Source organism: Nitrospira sp. T9 (genome assembly GCF_052156535.1).
In the GTDB taxonomy this organism is placed as follows: Bacteria; Nitrospirota; Nitrospiria; order Nitrospirales; family UBA8639; genus Nitrospira_E.
The window spans coordinates 164,008-187,873 of the sequence record NZ_JBQKUP010000036.1; the positions used below are offsets into that span (position 1 = coordinate 164,008).

20 protein-coding genes and 2 tRNA genes are annotated in these 23,866 nt (G+C 48.8%); 14 read left to right on the forward strand and 8 right to left on the reverse strand.

Translation table 11 applies throughout. The features are described from left to right. Positions 1–45: 45 nt before the first annotated feature. A complete protein-coding gene (locus ACTRXD_RS12635; protein WP_442432156.1) occupies positions 46–942 on the reverse strand; it encodes a hypothetical protein in 897 nt (298 codons plus the stop codon). 390 nt (positions 943–1,332) lie between these two features. On the opposite strand from ACTRXD_RS12635, the gene ACTRXD_RS12640 reads away from it, so the two are divergent. The 11 genes from ACTRXD_RS12640 (at position 1,333) to ACTRXD_RS12690 (ending at position 13,211) form a co-directional block, all read left to right on the forward strand. Then, positions 1,333–3,345: an ATP-dependent helicase gene (locus ACTRXD_RS12640; RefSeq protein ID WP_442432157.1), complete on the forward strand. Its 2,013-nt coding sequence runs from the start codon at positions 1,333–1,335 to the stop codon at positions 3,343–3,345. Positions 3,346–3,409: 64 nt separating this feature from the next. Continuing rightward, positions 3,410–4,258: a hypothetical protein gene (locus ACTRXD_RS12645; protein ID WP_442432158.1), complete on the forward strand. Its 849-nt coding sequence runs from the start codon at positions 3,410–3,412 to the stop codon at positions 4,256–4,258. A gap of 149 nt (positions 4,259–4,407) precedes the next feature. Then, positions 4,408–4,483: transfer RNA gene (locus tag ACTRXD_RS12650), tRNA-Arg, on the forward strand. 216 nt (positions 4,484–4,699) lie between these two features. Continuing rightward, a tRNA-Lys gene (locus ACTRXD_RS12655) sits at positions 4,700–4,775 on the forward strand. Between the two features lie 595 nt (positions 4,776–5,370). Then, positions 5,371–6,048, forward strand: a complete 678-nt coding sequence (locus ACTRXD_RS12660; protein WP_442432159.1) for a hypothetical protein — start codon at positions 5,371–5,373, stop codon at positions 6,046–6,048. A gap of 854 nt (positions 6,049–6,902) precedes the next feature. Next, the gene (locus tag ACTRXD_RS12665) at positions 6,903–7,526 is read left to right on the forward strand and encodes a thermonuclease family protein (RefSeq protein WP_442432160.1); all 624 of its coding nucleotides are present in this window, start codon (positions 6,903–6,905) and stop codon (positions 7,524–7,526) included. Positions 7,527–7,996: 470 nt separating this feature from the next. Continuing rightward, complete coding sequence (locus tag ACTRXD_RS12670) at positions 7,997–8,806, forward strand: hypothetical protein (protein WP_442432161.1); 810 nt, start codon at positions 7,997–7,999, stop codon at positions 8,804–8,806. Between the two features lie 127 nt (positions 8,807–8,933). Beyond that, positions 8,934–10,190, forward strand: a complete 1,257-nt coding sequence (locus ACTRXD_RS12675) for a glycosyltransferase (RefSeq protein WP_442432162.1) — start codon at positions 8,934–8,936, stop codon at positions 10,188–10,190. Positions 10,191–10,356: 166 nt separating this feature from the next. Continuing rightward, the gene (locus tag ACTRXD_RS12680; RefSeq protein WP_442432163.1) at positions 10,357–11,520 is read left to right on the forward strand and encodes an SGNH/GDSL hydrolase family protein; all 1,164 of its coding nucleotides are present in this window, start codon (positions 10,357–10,359) and stop codon (positions 11,518–11,520) included. A gap of 282 nt (positions 11,521–11,802) precedes the next feature. Next, positions 11,803–12,021 carry a UDP-N-acetylglucosamine 2-epimerase gene (locus ACTRXD_RS12685; RefSeq protein WP_442432164.1) on the forward strand — a complete coding sequence of 73 codons (219 nt, stop codon included), beginning with the start codon at positions 11,803–11,805 and terminating at the stop codon, positions 12,019–12,021. 254 nt (positions 12,022–12,275) lie between these two features. Further along, a complete protein-coding gene (locus ACTRXD_RS12690) occupies positions 12,276–13,211 on the forward strand; it encodes a glycosyltransferase (protein ID WP_442432165.1) in 936 nt (311 codons plus the stop codon). 62 nt (positions 13,212–13,273) lie between these two features. On the opposite strand, the gene ACTRXD_RS12695 is transcribed toward ACTRXD_RS12690, so the two are convergent. Next, a complete protein-coding gene (locus tag ACTRXD_RS12695) occupies positions 13,274–14,107 on the reverse strand; it encodes a sterol desaturase family protein (RefSeq protein ID WP_442432166.1) in 834 nt (277 codons plus the stop codon). Positions 14,108–14,534: 427 nt separating this feature from the next. On the opposite strand from ACTRXD_RS12695, the gene ACTRXD_RS12700 reads away from it, so the two are divergent. Continuing rightward, complete coding sequence (locus tag ACTRXD_RS12700) at positions 14,535–15,218, forward strand: hypothetical protein (protein WP_442432167.1); 684 nt, start codon at positions 14,535–14,537, stop codon at positions 15,216–15,218. Here ACTRXD_RS12700 and ACTRXD_RS12705 read toward each other — a convergent pair. Together ACTRXD_RS12705 and ACTRXD_RS12710 are read right to left on the reverse strand one after the other, a co-directional pair. After that, complete coding sequence (locus tag ACTRXD_RS12705; protein ID WP_442432168.1) at positions 15,215–16,291, reverse strand: DUF3800 domain-containing protein; 1,077 nt, start codon at positions 16,289–16,291, stop codon at positions 15,215–15,217. The genes ACTRXD_RS12700 and ACTRXD_RS12705 overlap by 4 nt on opposite strands. Before the next feature lie 80 nt (positions 16,292–16,371). Continuing rightward, entirely contained in the window at positions 16,372–17,238 is an 867-nt protein-coding gene (locus ACTRXD_RS12710; RefSeq protein ID WP_442432169.1) for a DUF5677 domain-containing protein, read from the reverse strand. A 215-nt stretch (positions 17,239–17,453) separates the two neighbouring features. Here ACTRXD_RS12710 and ACTRXD_RS12715 point away from each other — a divergent pair, with 215 nt between their 5' ends. Both ACTRXD_RS12715 and ACTRXD_RS12720 read left to right on the forward strand, forming a co-directional pair. Continuing rightward, positions 17,454–18,014 carry a transposase gene (locus ACTRXD_RS12715; RefSeq protein WP_442432170.1) on the forward strand — a complete coding sequence of 187 codons (561 nt, stop codon included), beginning with the start codon at positions 17,454–17,456 and terminating at the stop codon, positions 18,012–18,014. Between the two features lie 844 nt (positions 18,015–18,858). Further along, entirely contained in the window at positions 18,859–19,125 is a 267-nt protein-coding gene (locus tag ACTRXD_RS12720) for a hypothetical protein (protein ID WP_442432171.1), read from the forward strand. Positions 19,126–19,169: 44 nt separating this feature from the next. Here the strand turns inward: ACTRXD_RS12720 and ACTRXD_RS12725 are convergent, their stop codons facing one another. The 4 genes from ACTRXD_RS12725 to ACTRXD_RS12740 form a co-directional block, all read right to left on the reverse strand. Beyond that, positions 19,170–19,508: a hypothetical protein gene (locus ACTRXD_RS12725; protein WP_442432172.1), complete on the reverse strand. Its 339-nt coding sequence runs from the start codon at positions 19,506–19,508 to the stop codon at positions 19,170–19,172. Between the two features lie 526 nt (positions 19,509–20,034). Beyond that, entirely contained in the window at positions 20,035–20,352 is a 318-nt protein-coding gene (locus ACTRXD_RS12730; RefSeq protein ID WP_442432173.1) for a hypothetical protein, read from the reverse strand. Positions 20,353–20,488: 136 nt separating this feature from the next. Then, on the reverse strand, positions 20,489–21,022 hold the full coding sequence (locus tag ACTRXD_RS12735) for a hypothetical protein (RefSeq protein WP_442432174.1): 534 nt from the start codon (positions 21,020–21,022) through the stop codon (positions 20,489–20,491). Positions 21,023–21,489: 467 nt separating this feature from the next. Then, entirely contained in the window at positions 21,490–23,751 is a 2,262-nt protein-coding gene (locus ACTRXD_RS12740) for a hypothetical protein (protein WP_442432175.1), read from the reverse strand. Between the last annotated feature and the right edge of the window lie 115 nt (positions 23,752–23,866).

Genomic DNA, 23,866 nt, shown 5'->3' on the forward strand with positions numbered 1-23,866 from the left:
TTGAAGTGGTCAAAGAGAACACGCAGAAGAGTCAGTTAGAGAGGGTTAGGCATTCCCAACTGGTTGATTTGGATTCGTCCCCGCTTGCGCCAATGAAGCCACAACCGCAAACCGCTCGCCCACGATCCGGGTGGCCCGGTTCATGTGCTTGGCCAATTCTTTGGCTTCATCAGGTGGAAGGTCGCGCCGAAACTGTGGATGAAGCCCCCACCAGGATTCGACCTCCTCTCCCTGTGCGCGAGACACCACGCTGATCAACTTGATCAGGTTTTTCCCCGCTGCCTCCTGGGCACCGGATTGTGTCGAAGGGCTTCCTTTTTCAGCAGCCCCAGACGAACCGGCCCCTTCCGCCACGGAGTGAGTCGCAGACGTCGCCGGTTGGACTTGGGGTCTAGTCGCATCTTCAAAGAGGCTTTTGAGAGCCGGGACAACCGCGCTTCCACACAAAAATGCCGCAGCGGTAATTTCCTGCTTGCCCGGGGCTCCGGCTTTAGAGGCAATGCGTTCCGAAAAAAACTGGAAATATTGATCCCGCTCTTTGGTTTGATCTGTGACCACAAACTTGAACTTTTCATAGGTTTTTCGACTATCCGCCACCACCTGGCCAACGGACAGCGTCACTTCCATGTCATCGACTTCACTTGAACTCAATGAGGGAGCCAGGACCGTTTTTAATTGGTGGGCCACAGAATCTTCCAAACTATTCATAAAGTCCTTTTGGCCCTGAATCGGGATATAAAATCCAGACAGGCGATCCACCAGATTAAACAGCATTCGCAGAAATTCCAAATAAATTTCCCATTCCTGCTTCCGCTGCAGCTTCATGGCTAGCTTTTGATCAGACCGTTTGATCAAGCCGACCGATTCCCGAGCCACACTCATCATGGTATGAGCAAGATCCTTCAGCACACTCTCGTAATTTTCTGCAGATTGTTTGGCCATTTTCAACTCCGTAATTGGGTAAAGTATAACCGAGGGCCCGCGACCTGTCCAAGCCTAATATGGAAGTGTTGAAAAAAGCCGCCAGTGGCGTTCTCGCCACTTGGCCGTTGCTCACGTACTTCTTGTACGCTCCGCCCGTTCAAGTAGCTGCGCCCTTCCCTTCGAGAAGCCTCAGGACAGGACTGGACGAGCCTTTTTGAACACTCCCCCATCGTTTTCATTTGCTTTTGGCCACTCATCTGCTCAGGAAAAGGGGAACATATTCCAAAATTCAACAGACCTAATATCGCCCGCGTTGCAACCCACCACCACGTATGCTATACACGGCCAAAGGTCTTCGAAAGACGAAACTCGGGTTCATATCTCCCGTTAAATCCTGCCCATGGATTCATGGATTCCACGTCACCATCATCTAAAGTTTATGTCCTGAAACGTCCCCTGGAGGAGTCCACTCCGCCAAAATTATCGCGAAATTACGCGGAAGAATTGAATCCCCAACAACTCGCCGCCGTGGAGGCCGTGCAAGGCCCAGCCCTTGTCATCGCCGGGGCCGGCAGCGGGAAAACACGCACGCTCGTGTACCGGGTCGCCAGGCTCATCGACCTGGGCATTGTCCCCAGCTCCATTTTACTCCTGACCTTTACCCGAAAAGCCTCACAGGAAATGCTCAGCCGGGTCGGACTCCTCATCGGACTTCGCGCCCAGCAGGTCGGCGGTGGGACCTTTCACTCGATGGCCAATATCCTCCTGCGGCGTTATGGCCGCCCCGTCGGCCTGGAACCAGGGTTTACGATACTCGATCGGGGAGATTCCGAAGATCTTTTGAGTCTCCTCCGTGGTCAATTGGGGCTTAATGACATCGGCAAACGGTTCCCCCGCAAACATACCCTGGCCGAAATATTCGGGAAAACAGCCAACACACTGGAAAGCCTGGAAGACATTGTCATCAACGAATACAGCCATTTCGGGGAGTATCTAGGAGAACTACAGAAACTCCAGGCCGCCTATGACGCAGCCAAGCGCCAACGGCAACTGGTCGATTACGACGACCTCTTAGTCAAACTCCTTGAACTCCTGGTCATCGACCAACAGGCCAGGGAAACCATTAGTCAGATCTTTCGCTATATTCTGGTGGATGAATATCAAGACACCAATCGCCTCCAAGCCTCATTGGTCCGCAATCTGGCGGCCACCCATGACAATGTCATGGTGGTGGGCGACGATTCCCAATCCATTTATGCCTTTCGTGGTGCCACCTTCCGCAATATCATGGAATTTCCCGACCTCTTCCCGGGTGCGACCATTTACAAATTGGAGGAAAACTACCGGAGCACGCAACCGATTCTCCAACTGGCGAACAAGCTCATCGAAGCGGCGCCCGAAAAATACAGCAAAACGCTCTTCACTCGAAAAGGAGAGGGACCATTACCCACCGTCGTGGAGGCGATGGGAGAGAACGCCCAATCGCGATTCATCGCTCAAAAAATTCTGGAGTTACGGGAAGAAGGCATCCCCTTACATGAAATTGCCGTGCTGTTCCGGTCCAGCTTTCATGCCTTTGATCTCGAATTGGAACTCACCCGGCGAAACCTCCCCTTTATTAAACGAGGCGGGTTCAAATTCATCGAAACCGCTCATGTCAAAGACCTCATGGCCCACTTGCGGATCATTCACAATCCTTTGGACACCGTCAGCTGGAACCGACTCCTCTTGCTCCTCGAAGGGGTCGGCCCCAAAAAAGCCAAAGATCTGATCGCGTCCATTCTCCAGGCCCATGGCCAGTATGAGATCTTGAAACACAGCACCGGCCGCTCCGCCTCCGGATTGCGTCACCTGGCCGCCACACTGGACCAATTAACGGAAAATCCCCTCACCCCTGCCGTGCTGCTCGGGGAAATGATGGAATACTATGTCCCTCTCCTTAAAGATCAGTATGACGATTACCCCAAACGGATTCGAGACCTGGAACATTTATCCGTCATGGCGGAACGTTACGAAAGTCTCAACGACTTCCTGGCCGATCTCACGCTTGAGCCTCCCAATGAAAGTGTGGCGGACGTCGAAGCCCCCGATCGGGACGACGAGCGGCTGATTCTTTCCACCATTCACTCGGCCAAAGGATTAGAATGGCAATGCGTCTTTGTCATCTGGCTGGTGGACGGACGGTTTCCCTCCGCCTACTCCTTTATGGGCCCAGAAGAACTGGAAGAAGAGCGCCGCCTCCTCTACGTCGCGGTCACCAGAGCCAAACATCACCTCTTCCTCACCTACCCCATCAATGTGTACGATAAAATGACCGGGTCGGTCCTCACGAAACCCTCACGGTATCTGGATCACATCCCGCCATCCTATTTCGACACCTGGAGTTTAGTTGAAGAAGATCAAACCTATTCCTGGAGGTAAGACAGTGTCATATTTCGGTCGGATTTTGGGCCAGGCCATTCTGGTCAGCCTGATAAGTGTGAACATGCCAATCCAAGCCTGGTCCGCTGAGGACACCACCTCAAGTCGTCCCAACCCCCGTCATCCATGGCCTGCCCTCCTGCAGCAAGCCGACACCCAGGGGCTGCCAACGGGGTTCCTCAAACATATTGATCCCAAATTTGTCACCGTACACTTTGAAGACCTCCGCACGTACGCCGCAGAATACCATCCACACGATCACACCATGATTCTCAACCTGCGGCTGTCCTTCAATGAAGCCGGCGGCGCGTTGGCCGATCTGGCCCGGATGACCCACCATGATGTCGCCCTGCTCTATCATGAACTCCTGCATGCCTATCTGGACTACCTCTACGCCACCGACCATGGACAAGCTTTGACCGCGGAAGACCAGAAGGTCTTGGAGGCCGCCAACAACCAGATGGCCTGTCATTACCGCTTTGTCCGGATCAATCCTATTCGCCAGCTCAAAGGGGCCACCGAATTGCGATTTCTCTCGGATCAAGATACGTGGGAAGTCATGAATGAAACCTGGGCGGTCTTTGTCGGCTGGGTGCTATGGACCAAATTGGAACTCTTTCAGGATCACCTAACCACAAAAAGCTGGACACCGGCACTCATCGAGCAATGGACCCAACGGTTAAGGGATGCGGTGCATTCCGGTGAATTATTGGGCTACTACGAACCCGATGATCCGGAGGAACGCCAGATCGCCCGTAAACGCTTCATTGCCCCTTCCAATGGCCTCACTCCGCAAGATGTCGAACTCTTATTAACCACCGTCCTAGGAGAACCACCCGAACTGGTCCAAGCATCCACCGCGGTGTTTGAGCAGTATCAAACCACCATGGAACCGGCTCCCTCTTGCGACTGAATTCAGGGCATCCGGGAGGTAGACATCACCTAAACATCCATGCTAGCTTCAGAACTTTTCCGGGGCGGTTGCCCTCTGTTTTTCCTCTCGCATGGCGGAGAGGCCACAAGAACTAGAGGCCGGATGTAATTGCACATGAACACAATCTTGCGCCTGTAGCTCAGTGGATAGAGCACTTGCCTCCGGAGCAAGGGGCCACAGGTTCAAATCCTGTCAGGCGCACCATGCACATGAGTAATTCAACGTTCCCCTTTCTTAAAAAAAGGGCCTAGAAAGAGGTAGATTCGAAATCCTCTCTCCTTATGTAAGTTGGGCAAATGAAAAATTTCAAAAATCCCCCTTTTTTGTAAGGAGGGGCTAGGGGAGGTAGAATTTTCCGTTATCCAGCAGTGGTTCTGGAAAAACCGTAAATATTTTCATAAACTATCCTGCATCTCGGTGGGGCCGTTAGCTCAGTTGGTAGAGCAGCTGACTCTTAATCAGCGGGCCGTAGGTTCGACCCCTACACGGCCCACCATATTTATCCCAACATCTAGACCTACACCAATCCAATACGAAACTAAATTACTTTTGGGAGAGCGCTGAACATCAAAGAGCGCTCCTCCCAAATTTCTCCACATTCTTCCGGACATAACCTTTCATTCATCTAGTCTCTTAAGTTCCCATTTCTCAGGTATTAGCATTCAATCACGTTCGACTTCGGAAGTTTCCGCTGTGATCCAAAGCTTTCACATCCGATGGTGTGAGGTCATCAAGAAATTTCCTACCAAAGGTCAAGAAAAGGAGGAACTGTTCTCAAAAAGCCGCCCCAAGATTTCTCTCGATACCTTCGAAGTCCCTTCACCTCTTCAGGGAAGAAATTCATCGCTGCACCCTCCTTCATCCAATTTGACCATTTCAGCATTCATCGCTGCCATACAAGGCATGCCTGCTCACCAGCATAAACTCCATTCATAGAAAACATCAGGTCAGAATTAGTAAGTGTCCTTCTGGGACACGCTTCTATAGCAGGAAACCAATCCATTTTTTTGGTTGAAAGAGTGTGGTCAATCATTTATCCTTTTTTTCTCCTTCCAAAATAATTATTCATTAATGAGGTAAAGGAGGTAGTTTTGAAAATTCAGAACCACAAAGTCATCCTGCTGACAATCCTCTTTACATTTTTGACGTCTTGCTCGCTTATTGAACGCCTTGATTTTGGTCCTACGAACACCGGATTTTTTTCTTCCGATGACCTCCCTTCCTATCGGAACAACTACCAGCGGATCTCCAGCTATCAATTTAACCCCGGGTATGGGGAATTTCACATAGGTCGCGGTCGCGTGAAGATGACCGGCATGTATTCGCTCCAGGATTCAACAACTGCGGGATTGACTCAACTGGGACAGATCGATTTGGTCATCGACTTTAGCGACAGGGATGAACCCAGGCCAGGCACGGTCGAAGTTCCGATTGTCGAAGGCCAAATTAGCCGAGTGACGAATTTGGGTGGAGCAGAAATTCCCGAGGTCGGAATCGGGTGGGAAGGAACCTTGCCGATCACCGGAACCGTGTCGCTTACCGAACCTGTTGGGACACGTAATCCCCCGCAAATGATCACATTTAAGGCCAAAGGAACCCTTCAGTCGATCTCCGCTGATGGTGGGGGCGGTTCTACACGGCTGGTGGAGTTATCCTTTGCGGGGAACTTTGTTAAGGAAGTAGAGCGTGGGAGCTTCCTCTTCGCAGCAGAGGGAAAAATCAATTCGACGAACGGGGAATCAGATTTCTATCTGGAGGAGGTGCGGTAAAGAGATCGCAGCCGGTGGATTTTTTCAACATTCTCCGTCTCGGTGGGGCCGTTAGCTCAGTTGGTAGCAGCTGCCTTTTAATCAGCGGGCCGGAGGTTCGCCCCCTACATGGCCCACCAAACATCAATAGCTTACAAACCACAGACCGTCGTCAAGTCGCCGCTCAGACACCGTGTACCGGTGGGAGGCAACTATTTTCCGTCATTGCAACTCTGGCCTTCTCTCTCTTCAGACTTTTCCAGTCTCAAAGAGTTCTTGCAAAGCTCGGATCTCTTTGAAAAAACCTTGCCTATTTCTTTCAAAGAAACTTCCGCATTGAAAGTCGTCTTCCATTCAGGAGCTGTTGAATAATTCGCGCCGATTCCCTATAAACCGCCACAAAAATGCCTTCATCATTACCGGAAGGGATTGGTCAAAAAAGTCCCTATCCGATCGACTCGGAAAGATGAAATCTGCCATTATGGGCACCCATCCGAGTGGTAATCTGACCAGGGAGATGACGATCGTGCAGTAGAAGCCGCAACGCACCTATTCCATCCCTGTGGCGTTGGTGGCGGATATTCTGTTAGAAGGCACGGCCGCGGGTACCACCCCAGTGGCCATAGAAACCCTACCACGCCGGGACAGACGTCCAACAAGACCTCAATCCTCTCCCAACCCTCTACCCAGCGGTAAGCACACCTGGCATGGCCATTTCGACCTAGGGCTGTTTCCCCGAGATATCGTAAGAAGAGCTGAGCTGTCCCCGTTTTTTGGACACTGTGAATATGAGGTTTGCCGAAGGTGCTTAACTAAACAATGCCAGGGACGCTCCTACTTTTTCCAAGACATCAGAAGTGATAGGATTTCTTTCTATGATCCGCCATGTCCTCCTACTCGTAATTGGTCTGGTTGCGCTGTTGGGCCAAGAATTGGCAGCCCAGACCGAGGGCGTCGTCCTTGAGCGGCGATACTTTTACAAACAAGGGATTGTCGGTGTGTTCGGTATCGACGGAGAGTTTAATCCGGGTCGCTATAAATGGTCGATTCTTACGCCTTCGCAGGACTTGCTCCCGGGACTACCCGCTTATGTAGATCCCAATCGCATTGTCCCATTCCCGGAAACCTCCCAATTGCCGGGGACATCCACCTTTTCTGCACTGGTGTACCAGGGCTGCTCCGAGAGTGACCAGTGCGAATTTTCTTTCCAACAGACGAACGCGTCTGCAGCAAAACGCCTAGTCATCCGACTGGCGGGTATCCGAGCTCCGCACATCAAGGCGTCCTGTGAACAAGAAACGTTGTTGGGCCGACAGGCTCAGCAACTCATCCATGGATTTCTTTCCTCGGCCGTTCACATTGAGCTCATTTCCTCGTCGATCGACCGGAGAGAAATCGTGGGACGGTTGGTTGCTGATGACCAGGATCTTTCCGAGCTCTTAGTCAGCCAAGGACTTGCCATTCCCCTTAGGGAAGGGAAAAGGGATTGGTGCTCATAGAACTCCGCATCGGTTCCGGTAAAAAGAAAAAAAAGGAACGTTCCACATTTTCGGTAACGCGCGAGTGCGCCACCGTGATCGCAAGCGGCATGGTCCACTGAAGTCAAATTTCGCCTATCCCTTCTATTCATTCATCCGCATGGAAATACAGGTGTTTTTGGGTTCCCTGGGTTGGTTGAGTTTTTTGACCATCGCAACGTCCTCAGCAGCCTAGCCTCCATTGATTCTCATCTGCCGGTCAGGGTCATCACCGGCCTCCCCGACCTTGTCAGAGGCCCAGGACAGATCAACACGGCGCTCTTGCCTTCCTCCACAAGCCTGTTAATGGCGTAGAAGTTCCGGCGAATACGGGGTTGAATTCTCGTTTCCAGCAGGCCGGTTTTCTTTCGATGACATCCTGGCGATCCCTTTTTCTCGGCTTGCCCTCAGGCTCTTACATCTCTATCCTTTTCCTTCGCATGGGATCTGAATTGAACAGCTCTGCATCCGATCATTCGAACACATCTCCGCTTGGGGGAGTCCTCTCGGCCATCCTTCCAGGACTTGGGCTCCTGGTCCGGGGATATCCCGTTCAGATGGCCTGGGTGCTGATAGTGGGAGGGGTGCTCGGGATCGTCACCTGGGCCCTCGGAGCCGTCGGGGGGCCGGGAGCGGGTTTGTTCTTTGGCATGTTAATAATCCTGCCGTGGTGGTGCCTTCAGGCCTATCAAGCGTATCTTCCAACTCCACAAGGCCAGGTGGCCACATTACGCCTTGTCTGGAAACGTGGTCACGACATCCGATTTCTTGGCGGGTTATTTCTCTGGACAGCCCTCATGGATCTGTACATTATTTTGGCGAACCCTGAATACCACCTGTCCGTATTTTGCACCAAACCTACCGGAATCTTAGGTCTGTTATTCAAAGTGCAATCACCCGTGCTGCATATCGCCATCGGGTATGGCTTTCTCAAATTGCGTCGTTGGGCGTTCTTTTTCTACCTGGCCTATGCCGGTTTCGGCATTCTCAATGCCACCTCCAACTTCGCCTGCTTTGGATACGGACGCATTCGCACCGTGTTCTTCATCTCCCTCCTGGCCTTTACGGCTTACGTCATCTGGCGGCGAGACTGTTTGGTGACACATGCCCGACGATCCTGGAAATGGGAGTTGGATCACAAACGTTCGCCCAAGTTCCTGGCTAGACTTTCTGCGTTTCTCCATGACACACCTCCTCGCCTGGTATGGAGCTTTGATATTCAAGTGTATCTTGGGTCTCCAGTTCAGAGCGCGCCGGGGTGATACTCAGCGCACTTGAAAGGTGGATGAAGTGTATGGTTCTGAACCGGATGGTAAACTTTGGCATGCCAAAGTCCGAGAGAATGTAATAAAGCGACAAACCTTCCAGGAATCCCGTCTGGGTGTTTGAATGATGCTACAACGCCCATTAAATAAGCACGTCCTCATTGTCTCGTACGATTTTCTTCCCTGTCCTGCAATAGGAGCGGCAGTACGCTCGAGCAAGTTTGCGCATTATCTTCCAGAATTCGGCTGGCGCACTACAGTCATAGCACGATTACAATCTGAGTCTCCCAATGCCGCCAAAACCGAAAATGTGGTCCGCATATCGGCACCAAAGTTCCCCTTCTCTTACCAGCTAACCGCTTGGTTCTGGGCAATCAAAGCATGGTTTAGATTGAAGGACATGATCCGGGAAAAGGAATTTCACTTACTGTACATTAGTTGCCCACCTTTTCCCCTGGGTGTGCTCGGTATGGCACTTGCTAAAAAAGCGTCACTGCCTTTGGTAGTCGACTTTAGGGATCCCTGGTCACTGGACCCTTACAGGCCAAGATGTCGTGTGAAAGCTATGCTGAAAGGCTTACTTTGTAATTGGCTGTGGCCCTCCTTTGAAGCAAAGATTCTAGCGACGACTGACTGTTTTCTGGTGACAACTAAAAGTGTGAGAGATGCATATAAACCCCATGTCCCCGCCGGCACAAGAGGCCCGGTTTTACTACCAAACGGCTTTGACGAGAGCCACTTCAAACCCGTTGACAGCTCACAAACAGGGAGCGTTCACCGAGTGCCACATCCCTATCTGGACTTGTTGTATTGTGGCCGTTTTGCGGGAGTGGGAGATCGCTCCCCTGCATGGTTTTTCCGTTCGCTACGGTCTTTAAACGACGAAGGCAAGTCTGTGCATTTAAAAATTATTGGTGACGATTCGAGCGAAATTAAACGTTTAATTCGCGAAACCGATACTGAGGATATTATCTCAGCACTACCCATGATCGACCACCAATCTGCAATTGAAAATATGAGAGATTGTGATGCGCTTTTGGTTTACCAAGAGGCAACCAGTGCTGAGCTTTCTTCAGTGGCCGGAAAGACTTATGAGTACCTCAGAAGTGGAAAACCCATTTTAGCAGTCGCACCTCAGGGAGATAACATCGAACTCATTGAGAATTTCGGGGGATACTTTATTGCCTGTACTGAGCACAACCATGAGGCGATCATGGGAGCTCTTCGAACACTTCATAGTAGATGGCAGAGTCAATCTCTACCTAAATTTTCATTTCCAAAAGCAGAATATCTTCGTCAATATAATCGCCGCGCATTGACCGGGAGACTCGCCGAGATTTTCAATGAAGTACTACAGGCACGCCAAGAGATGTCAAATTGAACCCGGGCTTAAGATTGTTGGAGCAATCAGCATTCAGTGTTCTACTTGACTTTCTATCAACCTGGCGCATCGCGACGAAATGTCCCTCCATAAGCCTACCTTACTCTTGCCGAACGAGCTTCACCAAAAATTATCCAAGCCACGGGCAATCCTGACAGGCGATTCGATGAGGATAGACCATACCCACTACAATAAAGAGAAAGGGAATTTATTGAATGTTCTGCTTGCATTTAGCTCCATACTGGTCGCGTACTCAATTCTAGAACTCGCTTTACGGATTGTTGGATTTGAGCCTCTTGCTCAATTCATGGATGGGCGCGAGTTGATCATAAAGCCCTCCGCTATTGACGAGAGACCATATATATTGAATCCTAATACAGAGGGAAACGCATGGGGTACTTACGTAAAGGTGAATTCGCATGGTTTTCGAGATCGTGAATTTAAGGTCGAAAAGGAGGCCGACGTCTATAGAATCATCGCCCTCGGGGATTCGATCACATTCGGTAAATCATTGGCGGTTGAAAAGACCTTTCCAAAACAACTCGAAGGGCTGCTCAACCAGAAGGGCAATCGAGTCGAAGTGCTCAATTTGGGTCACGGCGGTTATAACACGTTGCAGGAAGTCGCCACCTTGGAGCAAATTGGCATTAAATTCAAACCGAATCTGGTCATTCTCGGCTATTGCATCAATGACCTGTGGGACATCTCCCCCAGCGCCGAATACATTAAGAAGGTAGAAACCTATCGTTCGTCCCCCATATACCGATCGAGGTTAGCTCAGTTTATTAGAGTAAAGCTCGATAGGATTCAGATGGCCCGGCTCAACACCCGCATCAATACTGAACCAGCCTTTGTCGGAAACAATAAACCATATATCGTAGACGTATCTGGAGACCAGGCCCTACGGAGTCTGATGACCAACTTGGGGCAGTTAATGCCTGCCGATGGAAGCGGCGGCTTCCAGCAGTATGTAGGAATGTACACCTCGCTCCCGTACATAGGACGACTGAGGTATGCTTTCGAACGTCTAAAAAAGTTAGAGCGAGAACACGGGTTTGAAGTTATTGTAGTTCTGATTCCATTTCTCCTGGAGACCTCTGAGACCAAAGATGCCTACCACGCAGTTTACAAAATTGTAGAGCACGAGCTGTCGAGGTTAGATTTTCGGAGTATTCCCGTTTACGCCAAGTTTGAATCAATCGGTTTCAAAAATCTCCTAATGAACGAGAAAGATGGCATACACCCCAATGCTCTAGGCCATAGTTTAATTGCGACACGTGTAACCGAAGAACTCGCCATCCCTTCGCTTGCTGGATCGGATCGCCGCTGAACGGAGGTAAGTCTTAGACGAAAATAGTTCTTGTAGCTGGGGCACGACCGAATTTTATGAAAATTGCTCCACGTATGGAGGAAATGGAAAATTTTTCACAGGTTTCTTCTTTCCTCGGGCATACCGGCCAACATTTTGACCCAAAGATGTCCAGTATTTTTTTGATGACCTGGGCATTCCCAAGCCAGACATTAATTTAGAAGTCGCCTCAGAATCTCATATTGAGCAAATGGCAACCTTTATGCAGCAATGCGAACCTGTTGTTCTTAGGAAAAACCAGACATGGTCTTGTTCGTTGGAGATATGAATTCCACCATCGCTTGTGCCCTGACGTCCGTAAAGTTGGGTGTGCGGGATGCACACGTTGAGGCCGGATTACGAAGTTTTACTCGCTCGACGCTACAAGAAATCAATCGTGGTCTCACTAATGGGGTTTCAGATTATTTATTCACTACCGAAGAAAGTGCAAAGGAGAATCTTCTGAGCAAGGGTATTGTCTAACGACATTACACAAACCAGGGAATATTGACACCTGAGCACCCTCTAACCATCTCCTAAGAAACGAATAAGCCGATTGGAGATAATTCAGTACGATAGTATTTAGGAAGCCTTTCTCTTACCAAAGGCAATGGAAATGCTCAGGCGGCCCGTCGGGCATGGGATGGCAAAGCAACTGAGAAAAACTGACAGGTTCTTTGTCAGAAATAACAAAACAAAAAAAGGTTCTATAAAACACCCTTCTAAAAAATTCCTTAATGGAAACCAATTTACCCAGTTTTTCCATCTTTATAGAAACAGCCAATCTGCGCCTTGCAAAGGTGGGACGGCTTCGGACTGCACTCGAATCAATTTCCAGACAGAAACCATCGCCGCATAGCGCGGATGAAGTCGCGTTGCTTGAAGATGGCAACCTGCCGGAGGCGGTTCTTGAAGAACTATGTAGGGAATTCTCCTGGCTGAAGATCTATAGAATTCCTGAGGGCCAAACCTATGGCGATCAGAAAGCTTTGGGTGCCAACAATCTGGAATCTGAGGTCATCGTTTTTGCAGACCCTGATTGCATATATCGACAAGGCTGGCTTTTCTCCCTTCTTCGGACCTTTGTCGAGTACCCCGAGGTTGGAGCCGTTGCAGGGGAGACAACGATCCCAATAACCGGACCGTTTACATTTTCAGCTGCGCTTTTTTACTTTTTCCCAAGGTTTTCAGGCGATCGTGATCCTACCCCAGCACGTGGGATGTACTTCAACAATGTGGCTATTCGTCGGCGAACCCTTGCCACCTGTCCTATCAATATGGGCTTGCAGCTTCGCGGTGGCCAGAATGTTATTTACTCGCGTCAATTAATGACAGCTCACATTCCGATACTGCGTCAGCCCCTAGCCCAATGCGAGCACGCACCGCCGGAAAGTGTCTGGATGGCCATGAAAATATTGTACTGGACCGGGCGTGATACCGCGCGATTCGATAACATCATTCTCGCTCACATTCCCTTCGCAGGTGATTATGAACCTTACAAGAATCCTGGCGGGCGTCTCACGAAGCTTATTTTAAGATTAAAGGACATAGCACGAAACGAGTCGGCCATGCTTCTATGGTTCCCAATGGCCGTGCCGCTCCTTTGCCTTGTTTTTGGCGCATTCTTCGCCGGGAGATCTGTTGAGCGATTACTCAAACTAACCGGCAAGTGACGACTAAATCTGACGACTGGCGGGTTTTCTTTTAAGATGCTGTTTGGCAGATTTATGAAATCTCAATACGCGGTCCTATACGCTGCTACCAACTTTCGAAAAGGATAAACATATTGGCGGACCACCTGGCGAAATAAAGCTAACGGATGTGCCGATGTTTCTTTGGGATAATCTGGATCGGGAATTCCTGTTGTTGGGTAAAGATCATTACGGGGACACCAGGTACCGAACATTTGATCCCAAACCACCAACCTAGCTGAGAAATTACAGTCATAATATTCCGGGTCCACAGAATGATGGATGCGATGATATTGTGGGCTAACTACAACACGGCCGATTGGGCCAAAATTCCAATGGATGTTTGAGTGAATCAGGTGGGACCATAACCAATTGAAACCACGAACAGCGACCCACGTTGAGTAACCCACTCCGAGGATAGCCAGAGGGAGAAACTGGATTCCATCCTCAATGAAATCTTCGATAAAGTGAGTACGATGTGTTGTGAGTGGGTTTATATTTTTTTGGCTGTGATGTACGGCATGGAAGTACCACAATGGCTTTACTTTATGCATCATCACGTGGGTTGCAAAGACCATAAAATCACCCGCCAAGTAGCCTACAACAAGCTGCACACCCAACGGCCACTCTCGTGCAAGATTCCAGGTTTCCGGTGGAAACAGTATTTCGTAGAAATCCTTGTATAAAGCGGCATACACGAGGAAGGCCGGCAAAAACACCCACCGTTTGAACACTGCAAACACGAAATCCTCTGCCAATTCCCTGGTAAGCAGTGGCCTCTTATATACGTAGAAGGCATATTCGAGTACAAGGCAAATACCCAGGACTGCGTAGGCCTTCCAACTAAGGAGGTAGGTGGGCAGCAGGTCTATGTACATCTGGATGAATTCCATCGGGGGTATTATACAGCCACTTGACACTGGCGCAAGTAATTCAAAATGGCTATAAAAAAATTCAGACAGTTTTACCGAAGGGGTAAACGGGCATGCGACGAGCGCTCGAAACAACAACTCTGACACATTACGGGAACAGTTTTAACGATAGTGACTCTTCCGCGCGTGCTATTCGTATGGCCAAAATCACTGAATGTAATGCATCCCAATTTTGAACTCCTATCCGGACTCCATTTCCCACCAAACCTGTTTTGGATCTGTTTTTGGAAATGCGGCGATGGCATCAATGAGGCGTTGAATTCTTGTTTCCAGCAGGCCGGGTTTTTATTCGATGGCATCCGGTCGATCCCTTTTTCTCGGCTTGTCCTCAGAATCTTAGCCATTTATTCTTGTCCTTCCCATGGAATCTGAATTGAATTTGCCTGCATCCGATCATTCGAACACATCTCCGCTTGGGGGAATCCTCTCGGCTATCCTTCCTGGGCTCGGGCTCCTGGTCCGAGGATATCCCGTTCAAATGACCTGGGTGCTGATGGTGGGAGGGCTGCTCGGGATCGTCACGTGGGCTCTCGGAGCCGTCGGGGGGCCGAGAGCGGGCTGGTTCTTTGGCATGTTGATGATTTTGCCGTGGTGGTGTCTTCAAGCCTATCAAGCGTATCTCCCAACCCCCCAAGGACAATTGGCCACATTACGCCTTGTCTGGAAACGTGGTCACGACATGCGATTTCTTGGCGGGTTATTTCTGTGGACAGCCCTCATGGACCTGTACATTATTTTGGCAAACCCTGAATACCACCTGTCCGTCTTTTGCACCAAACCTACCGGCATCTTAGGTGTGTTATTCAAAGTGCAATCACCAGTGCTGCATATCGCCATCGGGTATGGCTTTCTCAAACTGCGTCGTTGGGCCTTATTTGTCTACCTGGCCTATGCCGGATTCGGCATTCTCAATGCCACATCCAACTTCGCCTGCTTTGGATACGGACGCATTCGCATCGTCTTCTTCATTTCACTCATCGCCTTTACGGCATACGTTATTTGGCGTCGAGACTGTTTGGTGACACATTCCCGACGATTAATGAAAGAGGAAAATTAGTTAGGGAAGTGAGGCATTTTTATCTTTGAAGCTAAAAATTCAACGTGTTGGTTGAAGTCAATATCCTCTGTTCCTAATTCTTGTGGTGTAAATTCTTGGGATGGCCAAATTTTCCAGTGAAGTAGATTTTGAATTCCAGCGTCTTCCAATTGTTTGGTATAAGGGTTTTGTTCCTCCCTCCATTTATATTCCAACCACTTGGAAGTACTGCCCGCAATAATATCCGATAGTTGAAGTTGATGGAAATCCTTCGAATCGGCGAATTCGGTGTATGAAACCTTTAAAGGGAATTGCCAATTTATACCCGAATAATAAAAATTCCTTTCTTCAACGTCTGGGGAAACTATTTGATCCCATAACCATTGAACTCTTGCCATTGAAGATGAATTATCATGAATAATCTCTAATGAAGCTGGAGTTTTTGAACTCCAAAAACCTATTGAGTTATAGGCCATGGTGAGGCCAATTTCCATGATGCCTTTGGGATATTTAATAATATCCTGAAGACTGAGAATTTTTTGAGATGGCATCAAAAAGTCAAGTATCACATGGGAGTCGGGAAAATGCCGATAGATTCCATTGACATAATCCCAAAAATTATCGAAACATTTACTTGATCGAATTCTCATTAGTTTTTCAAACCTATCCAAAATTCCTTCTTTTATTGAAGGAGAAGTGCAAACTGGTAGACCTAGAAAAATTAAATTAGCTAAACCTATATTTGCTCCTTGTGCGTATAAGTTATAACCACATTTGGACATTGCTGGCTCAATTAACCATTCGACCATCATAGCCGTGGCTATATATTCCTTATGACCTGCAACTGAAATAGCTCTGCCTTGACAATTCTTTTGTAAGTATTCAATTAGTAATGCTATGCGTTCTTGTCCGGAAGATTTCCTTGCTAAGGAAGAATGCTTTAACTCATCGGCTTTTATTGTGCCAAAAAAATCTCCCAGAATTGCACCAATTTCCGCACTTTCAAAATTATTTGAAGCAAGCACGAAGATTGGTTGCGCCTTGTTCAGGAGATTTTCTCCAGTGTGGCCCGTTTCGTCTAAAAAGATTTTCAATTTAACTTCCGGCACTCAAAGTAAGAAGCTTTACTTTAACCCTTTTGGGGGTTGGACAATAAATCATTCTTGAAAAGATATCATTTTAAAAGTGCCTTGTAACGTTTCTTATAGAGATCTTCTGCTGGAGCGAATTCATTAACTAAAAGAGTCCATAAATAGGAAAGTCTAGAGTTACGATTGAATTTTCCTATTTGATTCACTTCGGTGCAAAGTGCAAGTACAAGAGTTGTGGCCATAAGAAAGTTTTTCCATTTAATATTTTGAAGTGCGGTTTCAATTCCTTGATCTTCTTCTAAAAGGAGAACGGAATACATTCGGACTATTCCCGAACCGCTGAAATGAGAGTGCTGTGAAAGATCTCGATATATCCATAAATACAAAAAATTCAAAAACATATATGTCTTTTTGTTACTCCATTTAGGAGTTTTTATCATTTGACTCGGAATTGGCCAATAATCAATATCCTTCAGTTGTGCAATCTTTTTTCGGGGAATATGGTATGTCCTAGAGAGATAATCTAATTGGGATTTCATCCTTTGTATTTCGCTATTCCAATTTTTAGGTTTTCTCCTTAACCTCGTGTATTTTTCAATCAACTCCGCCAATTCTCGCCATCCTGCCTGATGAAACCACTTGCAATATTTTGAGGGCTTTTGACAAATAAAAATTATTATAAAAAGAAGGTCTGCTAGCAATCGGTTTAAAAGAGGAACAGTTAACACAAATTTCAAATCCCTATTAATCTCCCTTGGTGAATCTGCTGCAATATATTTTGTAGTCGCATACGTTGTTTTGCAGGTTTCCATTGTAATTAATAAAAGTTCTTGCCATCCCCGGATTTTGGTCTTAGCTGTAGGAAAATTTCTATCAACTAAATTGATGAGGGCAATTAGTTCTCTATCAACTTTATTTTGAAAATTCCTGTCTATAGTTGGACGGTCCATTTAGTTCTTCTTATTAATCCGCCAAATGGGACCACAAACGCCCAGTGGTCGGAGATGTGACAACCTTCAACAATTTAAGCCAATAAACAAATCTACAGTACCGCTTTCTGCTTAGGAATCAAGCCCTCTCATATATATTCACCATCCCTAGCCTGAAATGTGTCTTTGCGATTTTTCCAGAATGGCGGGTCAGAAAGTGGGGACAGGCATGAGTATTGATTTATGTTTGTAGGGTCCCGCGATGGCCCGCAAACCGCGCGTGGACTTCCCCCGGCGCCCTCTACCACGTCATTGTCCGCGGCAACCGCCGCACTACCCTCTTTCATGATGCGGCGGATTATCACGCCTATCTCGAGCGCCTGGAACGGGACCGGCGGCGGGATCATCTCCGGTGTTATGCGTTTGTCCTGATGGCCAATCACGTGCATTTACTGGTCGAAACCGACGAGGTTCCGCTGGCGCGCACGATGCAGACGCTCCAATTCACCTATACCCGATATTATATTCGGCGCTACCGGAAGTCAGGACATCTATTCCAAGGGCGCTATAAGGCCCTGCTCTGTGATCGGGATGCTTATCTGCTGGAGTTGGTCCGCTACCTGCACTTGAACCCGGCCCGGTTACGGCACCCGCAGGACCCTTGGGATTATCCCTGGAGCAGCCACCGCATGTATTTGGGGGAAGTGGGGCCGGTTCAGGTCGAAACCTCGGCGATTCTGGAGCAGTTTCATCCGGAGGTGGGATCGGCCCGGAAAGCCTATCGCCGCTTTGTGTAGGAGGGACTGGGCACGGGGCATCAAGCACACTACTACGAGGCCGTAGATCAACGCTTCTTGGGGGACGAGCGGGTCCTCGCAGAGATCTAGGAGAAAGCGGAGGCGAAACACGAGGTGGCGGTAAGGGGGCCGAGAGTCCATTTTACCCGTATCCTTCTTGCGGTGGCGACCGTCACAGGGCATTCGCCCGACCTGTTGGTTCAGAGAGGGCGGCAACGTGACCGGGTGGCGGCGCGCGCGTTGCTTGTTTATGCAGGGCGGGAGTGGAGCGGCCTGAGCGTGAAGGAGTTGGGGCGGCGCCTGCACCGCGACCCTTCATTGATCAGCCGTCTATATGCGCACTATGTGTCGGTGCTGACGCGCTCGTGGGAAAAGCGGGTTCTCCAGCTATTGAAGCAATAAATCAATACTCATGCCTGCCCCTTTGTGCTACCTTTGTGGCTATTTCCGCATTAATCGGGATGCCGACTAAAGGAGGAACCCATGGCACTTCTACTCATTCTTCTATTCCTACACCTCTCTCATGGTCTGGCAATTAGTGAAAAAATTCAATCAACTGTGTCACTTCCCTACCGCTCTCCTCAAGCAGAAAGGGAAACTTGTCGAGATACCATTGGTTCCACCTCAGCATTTCCCGATTCCACAATAGCGCGGCGAGGATGCTGTTCCCATCACAATGGCGTGTGTGGATGAAAAGGGAATAGCCAAGAATGTTGTGATGGGACACTGAGTCCATCATGCAAGTGTTTTACTAATTATACGCAGAGGAATCCTGTCCTTTCTCTATTATAATTCAAATGATTCAAGATCAAAAATAAAATAGTCCAACGAGGAGAATTATCCCGTGCTTATACCTAAAGGAATTTTCATTTTGATTTTTCTATTGGTGTTAGAATTCCCTGCTAACGCGGATATATTTTCACCTTCTCATTCTTGTTCAAAGCCTTATAAGCCTTTTCAATTTGAAACGGAAGCAGATTATGAAAACTTCTTATACCAGGTGAAAAATTATAAAGCCTGCATCCAAGATTTCGTGGAAGAACAGGAAGAAAAATCAAAAAACACCAAGATGCTATCAATGAGGCAATGGAGGATTGGAACTCTTTTGTAAGATATGAATTAAACTAGGGGGTTTTGCTTTCTAAAAATCCAAATTTATTTATCGCTCCAGAATTCTCTGTGGAAAAAGTCAGCCAAATCATCGATAACTCGGGAAAGTTCAAACCTCTGTGCCTCGGTCAGTTTTTCGGCCTTAACCTCCCAAGTACCACGCCCATTCGGATCATTGAGCCCAGAAGTATCCATAAGTCCTTTAAGCTTTTGGATCGAATTCCTTATATCCTCATCAAGTTCCTCAAGATCACGAAGTTCACCTAAACCATGATTACAATGGTCGAATGCATGGGCAATACTTCTTGCCTCTCCCTTGGGATGGGGCAACATCAGACATTGTCGGGCTTGAGAAAATTTCTGCATCTGGTAGCCGTATTTCATTTTGTCCTCTTTGAGTTAACCTGCAGGTCTTTCTTCAAAACATTATAGATAGATCAATTTGTATTGAAATATTGTAAATACGAAATTTGGTGGTGGGACTCGAACCCACATGACCGTAAGGTCTGTAGCTTGACAGGCTACTGCGTCTTCCATTCCGCCACACCCTCATAATAAGCCCACTTTTAAAAATGGACTTATGGTGAGATCCAACCACCAAATTTCGCATGGTATTACGTCAAAGAAATTTTTATTGAAATAAATTGGCATTTAAATGTCAAATTAAAAATCCTGTTCACCAACCATCCGGTTGGTAAACACCCGTTTTCATCCTTCCAAAGTAGGTAATAGGTTGACAAGGCAAATATAGTTCTCATGGCTCCCACATTTGTCCTGCTTTGAGTTGGGAGTGGTTAAGACCACATCACGCAATACATCAGCGGCAGACCGCAAGCCTAGCCAGTGGTTTGCCAGACTGCATGCGCTTGTTGGGCGACATATCGCTCTACACAACGAAATTTTGCCGACGTCACCGGCCTTCGTCTTCCACGGCCACCGCGATCACGATGAGCACCGCATAATCTTGCTTCTTGCAGCCCTCGACTGGAGGCATCGCCCCACCTGGAGTGACCGGAAACGCAGTCTGCTGCGCGTTTGCCGGAGAACACGAATCATTACCGGTCGTCGGTGTATAGCGCGCGGAGCGGCACCTCAGATGCGTCACGTGATAGAGCGTCGCCTGGTCATCCAGCTCCCAGCGGCTATGACCATCCTTGTCAGTGGGATGAATGGTCAGCACGGTCGTGACCTCACGGTCCCTGCCCAGGCATGTACGTGACGCTCGCATCAATTCGAGGATGGAAAGTAGGACCCATACTCGCTGTAATGAACGAAACCGGTTTTCTTTGTCGCCAGAATTGCATGGGCGACGGCGGCGGGGATCGGTGTCCAGTAGGCAGGCATGTTCGCCGCGATTTCTGGTTTCAGGGTGTAAAGCAGGGCGAAGTTGGGCAGCCAGAGAGCAGGTATGCCATTGGCATCCCAACCTGCGTGCTCACGCCATCTTTGGTGTTGGTCACAAGTAGCCACCGGTCCGAGATCGTTTGCGCATGGTTGCCATACAAGGCTTCCGCCGTGTAGGCCGAACTGTAGAGCTGGACCAAGGAATCCTTGGCGTCATTGGCGAGGAACCAGGCATTGATGTAGCCACACAGCGGCTTCTCAGGGCAGGCAGCGGCCGGCGTCAATAAGACGTTCGCTATTCGTGTCGGTGCGATTTGGTTGGCCAAGCTCATTAGTAGACCATCTTTGTTCACGAAGAGCCCGTAACTGGCGAGCACCGATTGCGTTGGAACGCCGTTGACATTGGAAGTCAGCGGGCGCCCATTCGTATTGGTGAAGATTTGGACGCTCCTGTCCGCCAAAGCCGCGCCCTCCTTGCTGCCCTGGTTGCCCCCGCCCGTGATGAAGTCGCGAAACTGCTCGGCGTTGAGAACGTGCTCCCTCTTCAGACCCAACCACCGCGCAAAACCTTCACCCGTAATAACTTTTCCTGCACATGCCCACTGACCTTGGATCAGCTGCTCTGATTCTTAGTGGACTATAATTAGACCAGTGGGATTCAACCCTCTTTTCCTTCCGATCAGCTACTCCGTTTAGTACGCCCAAAACCGCAGGATGACCATTCAGCCATAGGTGGGAGGTCGCTCTCAATTAGCCCTCGGCAGAGTTTTGACCATCGAACTCGATACGTTTGAGATATGACCAAATAAGGCGCTTCCGTCGGCTCTTCCAGCCGTATACTCATAGATGTCAGCTTTCAACCTTTTTTATAAAGAGCGAAATCTGAAAATCAACTGAATCGGAGAATCACCCTACTTTGAGTAACGTTTGGTGGTAATGGTACCCCAGCGCGCTCAGTTATGAATTCGTGTATTGTCTGATTTTTAGCTAAATTCACTTAACTTTACAGTACCTATTGTTATCATAGAGCCGGCTTTACCAGTAGCGCACGCATGTCGGCCGAGGCTCGCGACCAAAGCTTGCTAGCAGTGTTAGCGATGTTCACCTCAACATGGCCCGGTTGCCCGTTCCGTCCACGGTAACCAGAGGAACCATCACGGCCCGCGCGACCATCCTTCCCATTTCGTCCATTCATACGAGCATGACCACCACTTCCTGCTCTACCACCCGTACCACCTTCACCCGGGGCACCACCGTGGCCACCTTCGGAGGTTAACTGAAACATCGTTTCCAGCTTCCGGTCAGTGATCTCTAATCGAATATCGCCGCCATCGGCAGCATCTCCGCCATCCCCACCATTGCCAGCATCGGCCCCTTGGCCACCATTGCCGCCACGCAGGTTCATATCACCTGTCCCACCGTCGCCACCAGCTCCCCCATGGCCCCCTCGTCCTCCCTGGCCCCCGGGTCCGCCGATCGAATTAACCTTCCACGGTTTGCCCAGTAGAAGCAAAGATATTTCTTCTGCCTCCTCACCCCGTTGAAAACCAAACAGGACATAGTCCTGCCCATCTAGGCCTTTGACTTGCATAGCCGTAAGATTTAATGGATCGGGGCTTACGCCGGGTTTGCCGTTGTGACCATCCCTGCCAGCTTCGCCATCGCCACCATGTTCGCCATTGGCTCTGCTCTGGAATTGTGCGCTCCGGCCGTCTATCCCCTTACGCCCATCACGACCCTGGCGACCAACCCGACCAGTTCTCTTTTCCAGGGTGTCTTTGTTTGCTTTAAACAAATAAGGACTATAGAGGCTTGTGCTATCGAGCGTGTATTCAAGACTTTTGGCAAGATCACGCCGTCCTTCGTACCAGACTTCCATAGTCAACGCACCGGTTAGCGCATTGGCTAAGTCACCATCAATGACGACGTAAAACTCAGGGTCATCCCGTTGTCGTGTCGTCGGGCCACGCTCAATATGAATGCCTTGGCTGGTTTTAAATTGTAATTTCTGCCAAACACCGTCTTCATGGCCATACCACTCGTACCATTGGTCATGAAATTTCAAGGAATATCCGAGCCGATCTCCAGGTAGGACTTTTGTGCGATCTTGGTAGCTTCTCGCATTTTTAATGTGCCCCCAGGAGACCCTGGTGATTTTTTCTGAAAGCGGTAGATTCGCCTGCATGGGTTTAATACCAACCGGAATGGTAATATATACTTCGGGCGCGCCAACCATTACCACCGTTAAAGAGTGGGGCCCTGTGATTTGCTGGGCCCTTATTTGCAACTGGCAACCCTGCTTTCGGACATCAAGATTTTGTCCTGTCACCATTAGGCGAGAAGGATGAACTCCTGTGCACTGTTTGCCGGAAAAGAGACCTATTCCTTGTGTGAAATCAAATTCAATAACGTTCCATGCGTCGGCCTTTATCCCTAATAGCTTTTCTTGGTATCCATTGGGTTTCTCACGTTGCGAATACCAACCCCATTTACTGGTACTAGGGGCCTCTCTCCCATCGATGTCAGCAAACATGCCATCGTCATCAACTACATATGTGAGACTGGTATCAAGCTGAAGAGGCCCTATGTGCGCAAGCTTTGGCGGCAATCCCCAGGTATTTATCGTGTTAGGGCGCAGTTTCCTTGTCAGGATAGGCCCGTTTTTATACTGAATCCTCAAATTGATTTCGACGTCATCCATTCCCTCTATAACGACTTCAGGATTTAGCTTCTCACCCCAGCGAAAATGGGGATAACCTTCAATCATGAAAAATGTGCCTTTTTTCTCCCATTCTGAGCCCGCTAAAGTGATAGTGAAATCACTAGGAGACAAGGCCCGCGCTGCGGGCAGTGCCAAATCCTTTTTGGAGCGCACGCTGGGCGGCTTCATATAAAATCGCTGATTTTTGTCATTTTCCAATTCTGCAACAATGGGGATATCCGCACCAGCCTCGAAGTAGTTCGCTTGCTGATCTTCATTGGGTAGACTAGAGCGACCCATTTTACTGAGGCCACAGGGCCAACAGCTATAGGAAGTAGCCATCGGTAAAAAATGGAACTCTTCAGTGGTGGGTTTTCTTGTCGGCTCTTGTTTGTTTTCGGAACGCCCCGTGGTACTACAGCCCCCCAGAAAAATTATGATTAGATAAACTCCTACATAGGACAAGGCACCTATCCTTACCCGTGGCTTTTGTACTCTAAAATTTAATAAAATCCTCATTATTTTCTCCAGCTCCTCCCTACTTTTACATCCTGTATCTTTAAGACAAGTGTCATGACGCACGAGTTAACACAATTAGTGAAGAAATAATTTCGGCCAGAAATAAGAGGTACGCCTTGTCCTACTATAACCAAGACCCTTTTCTCCCTGGCCAGACTAATTCTTATGGGGATCTGTT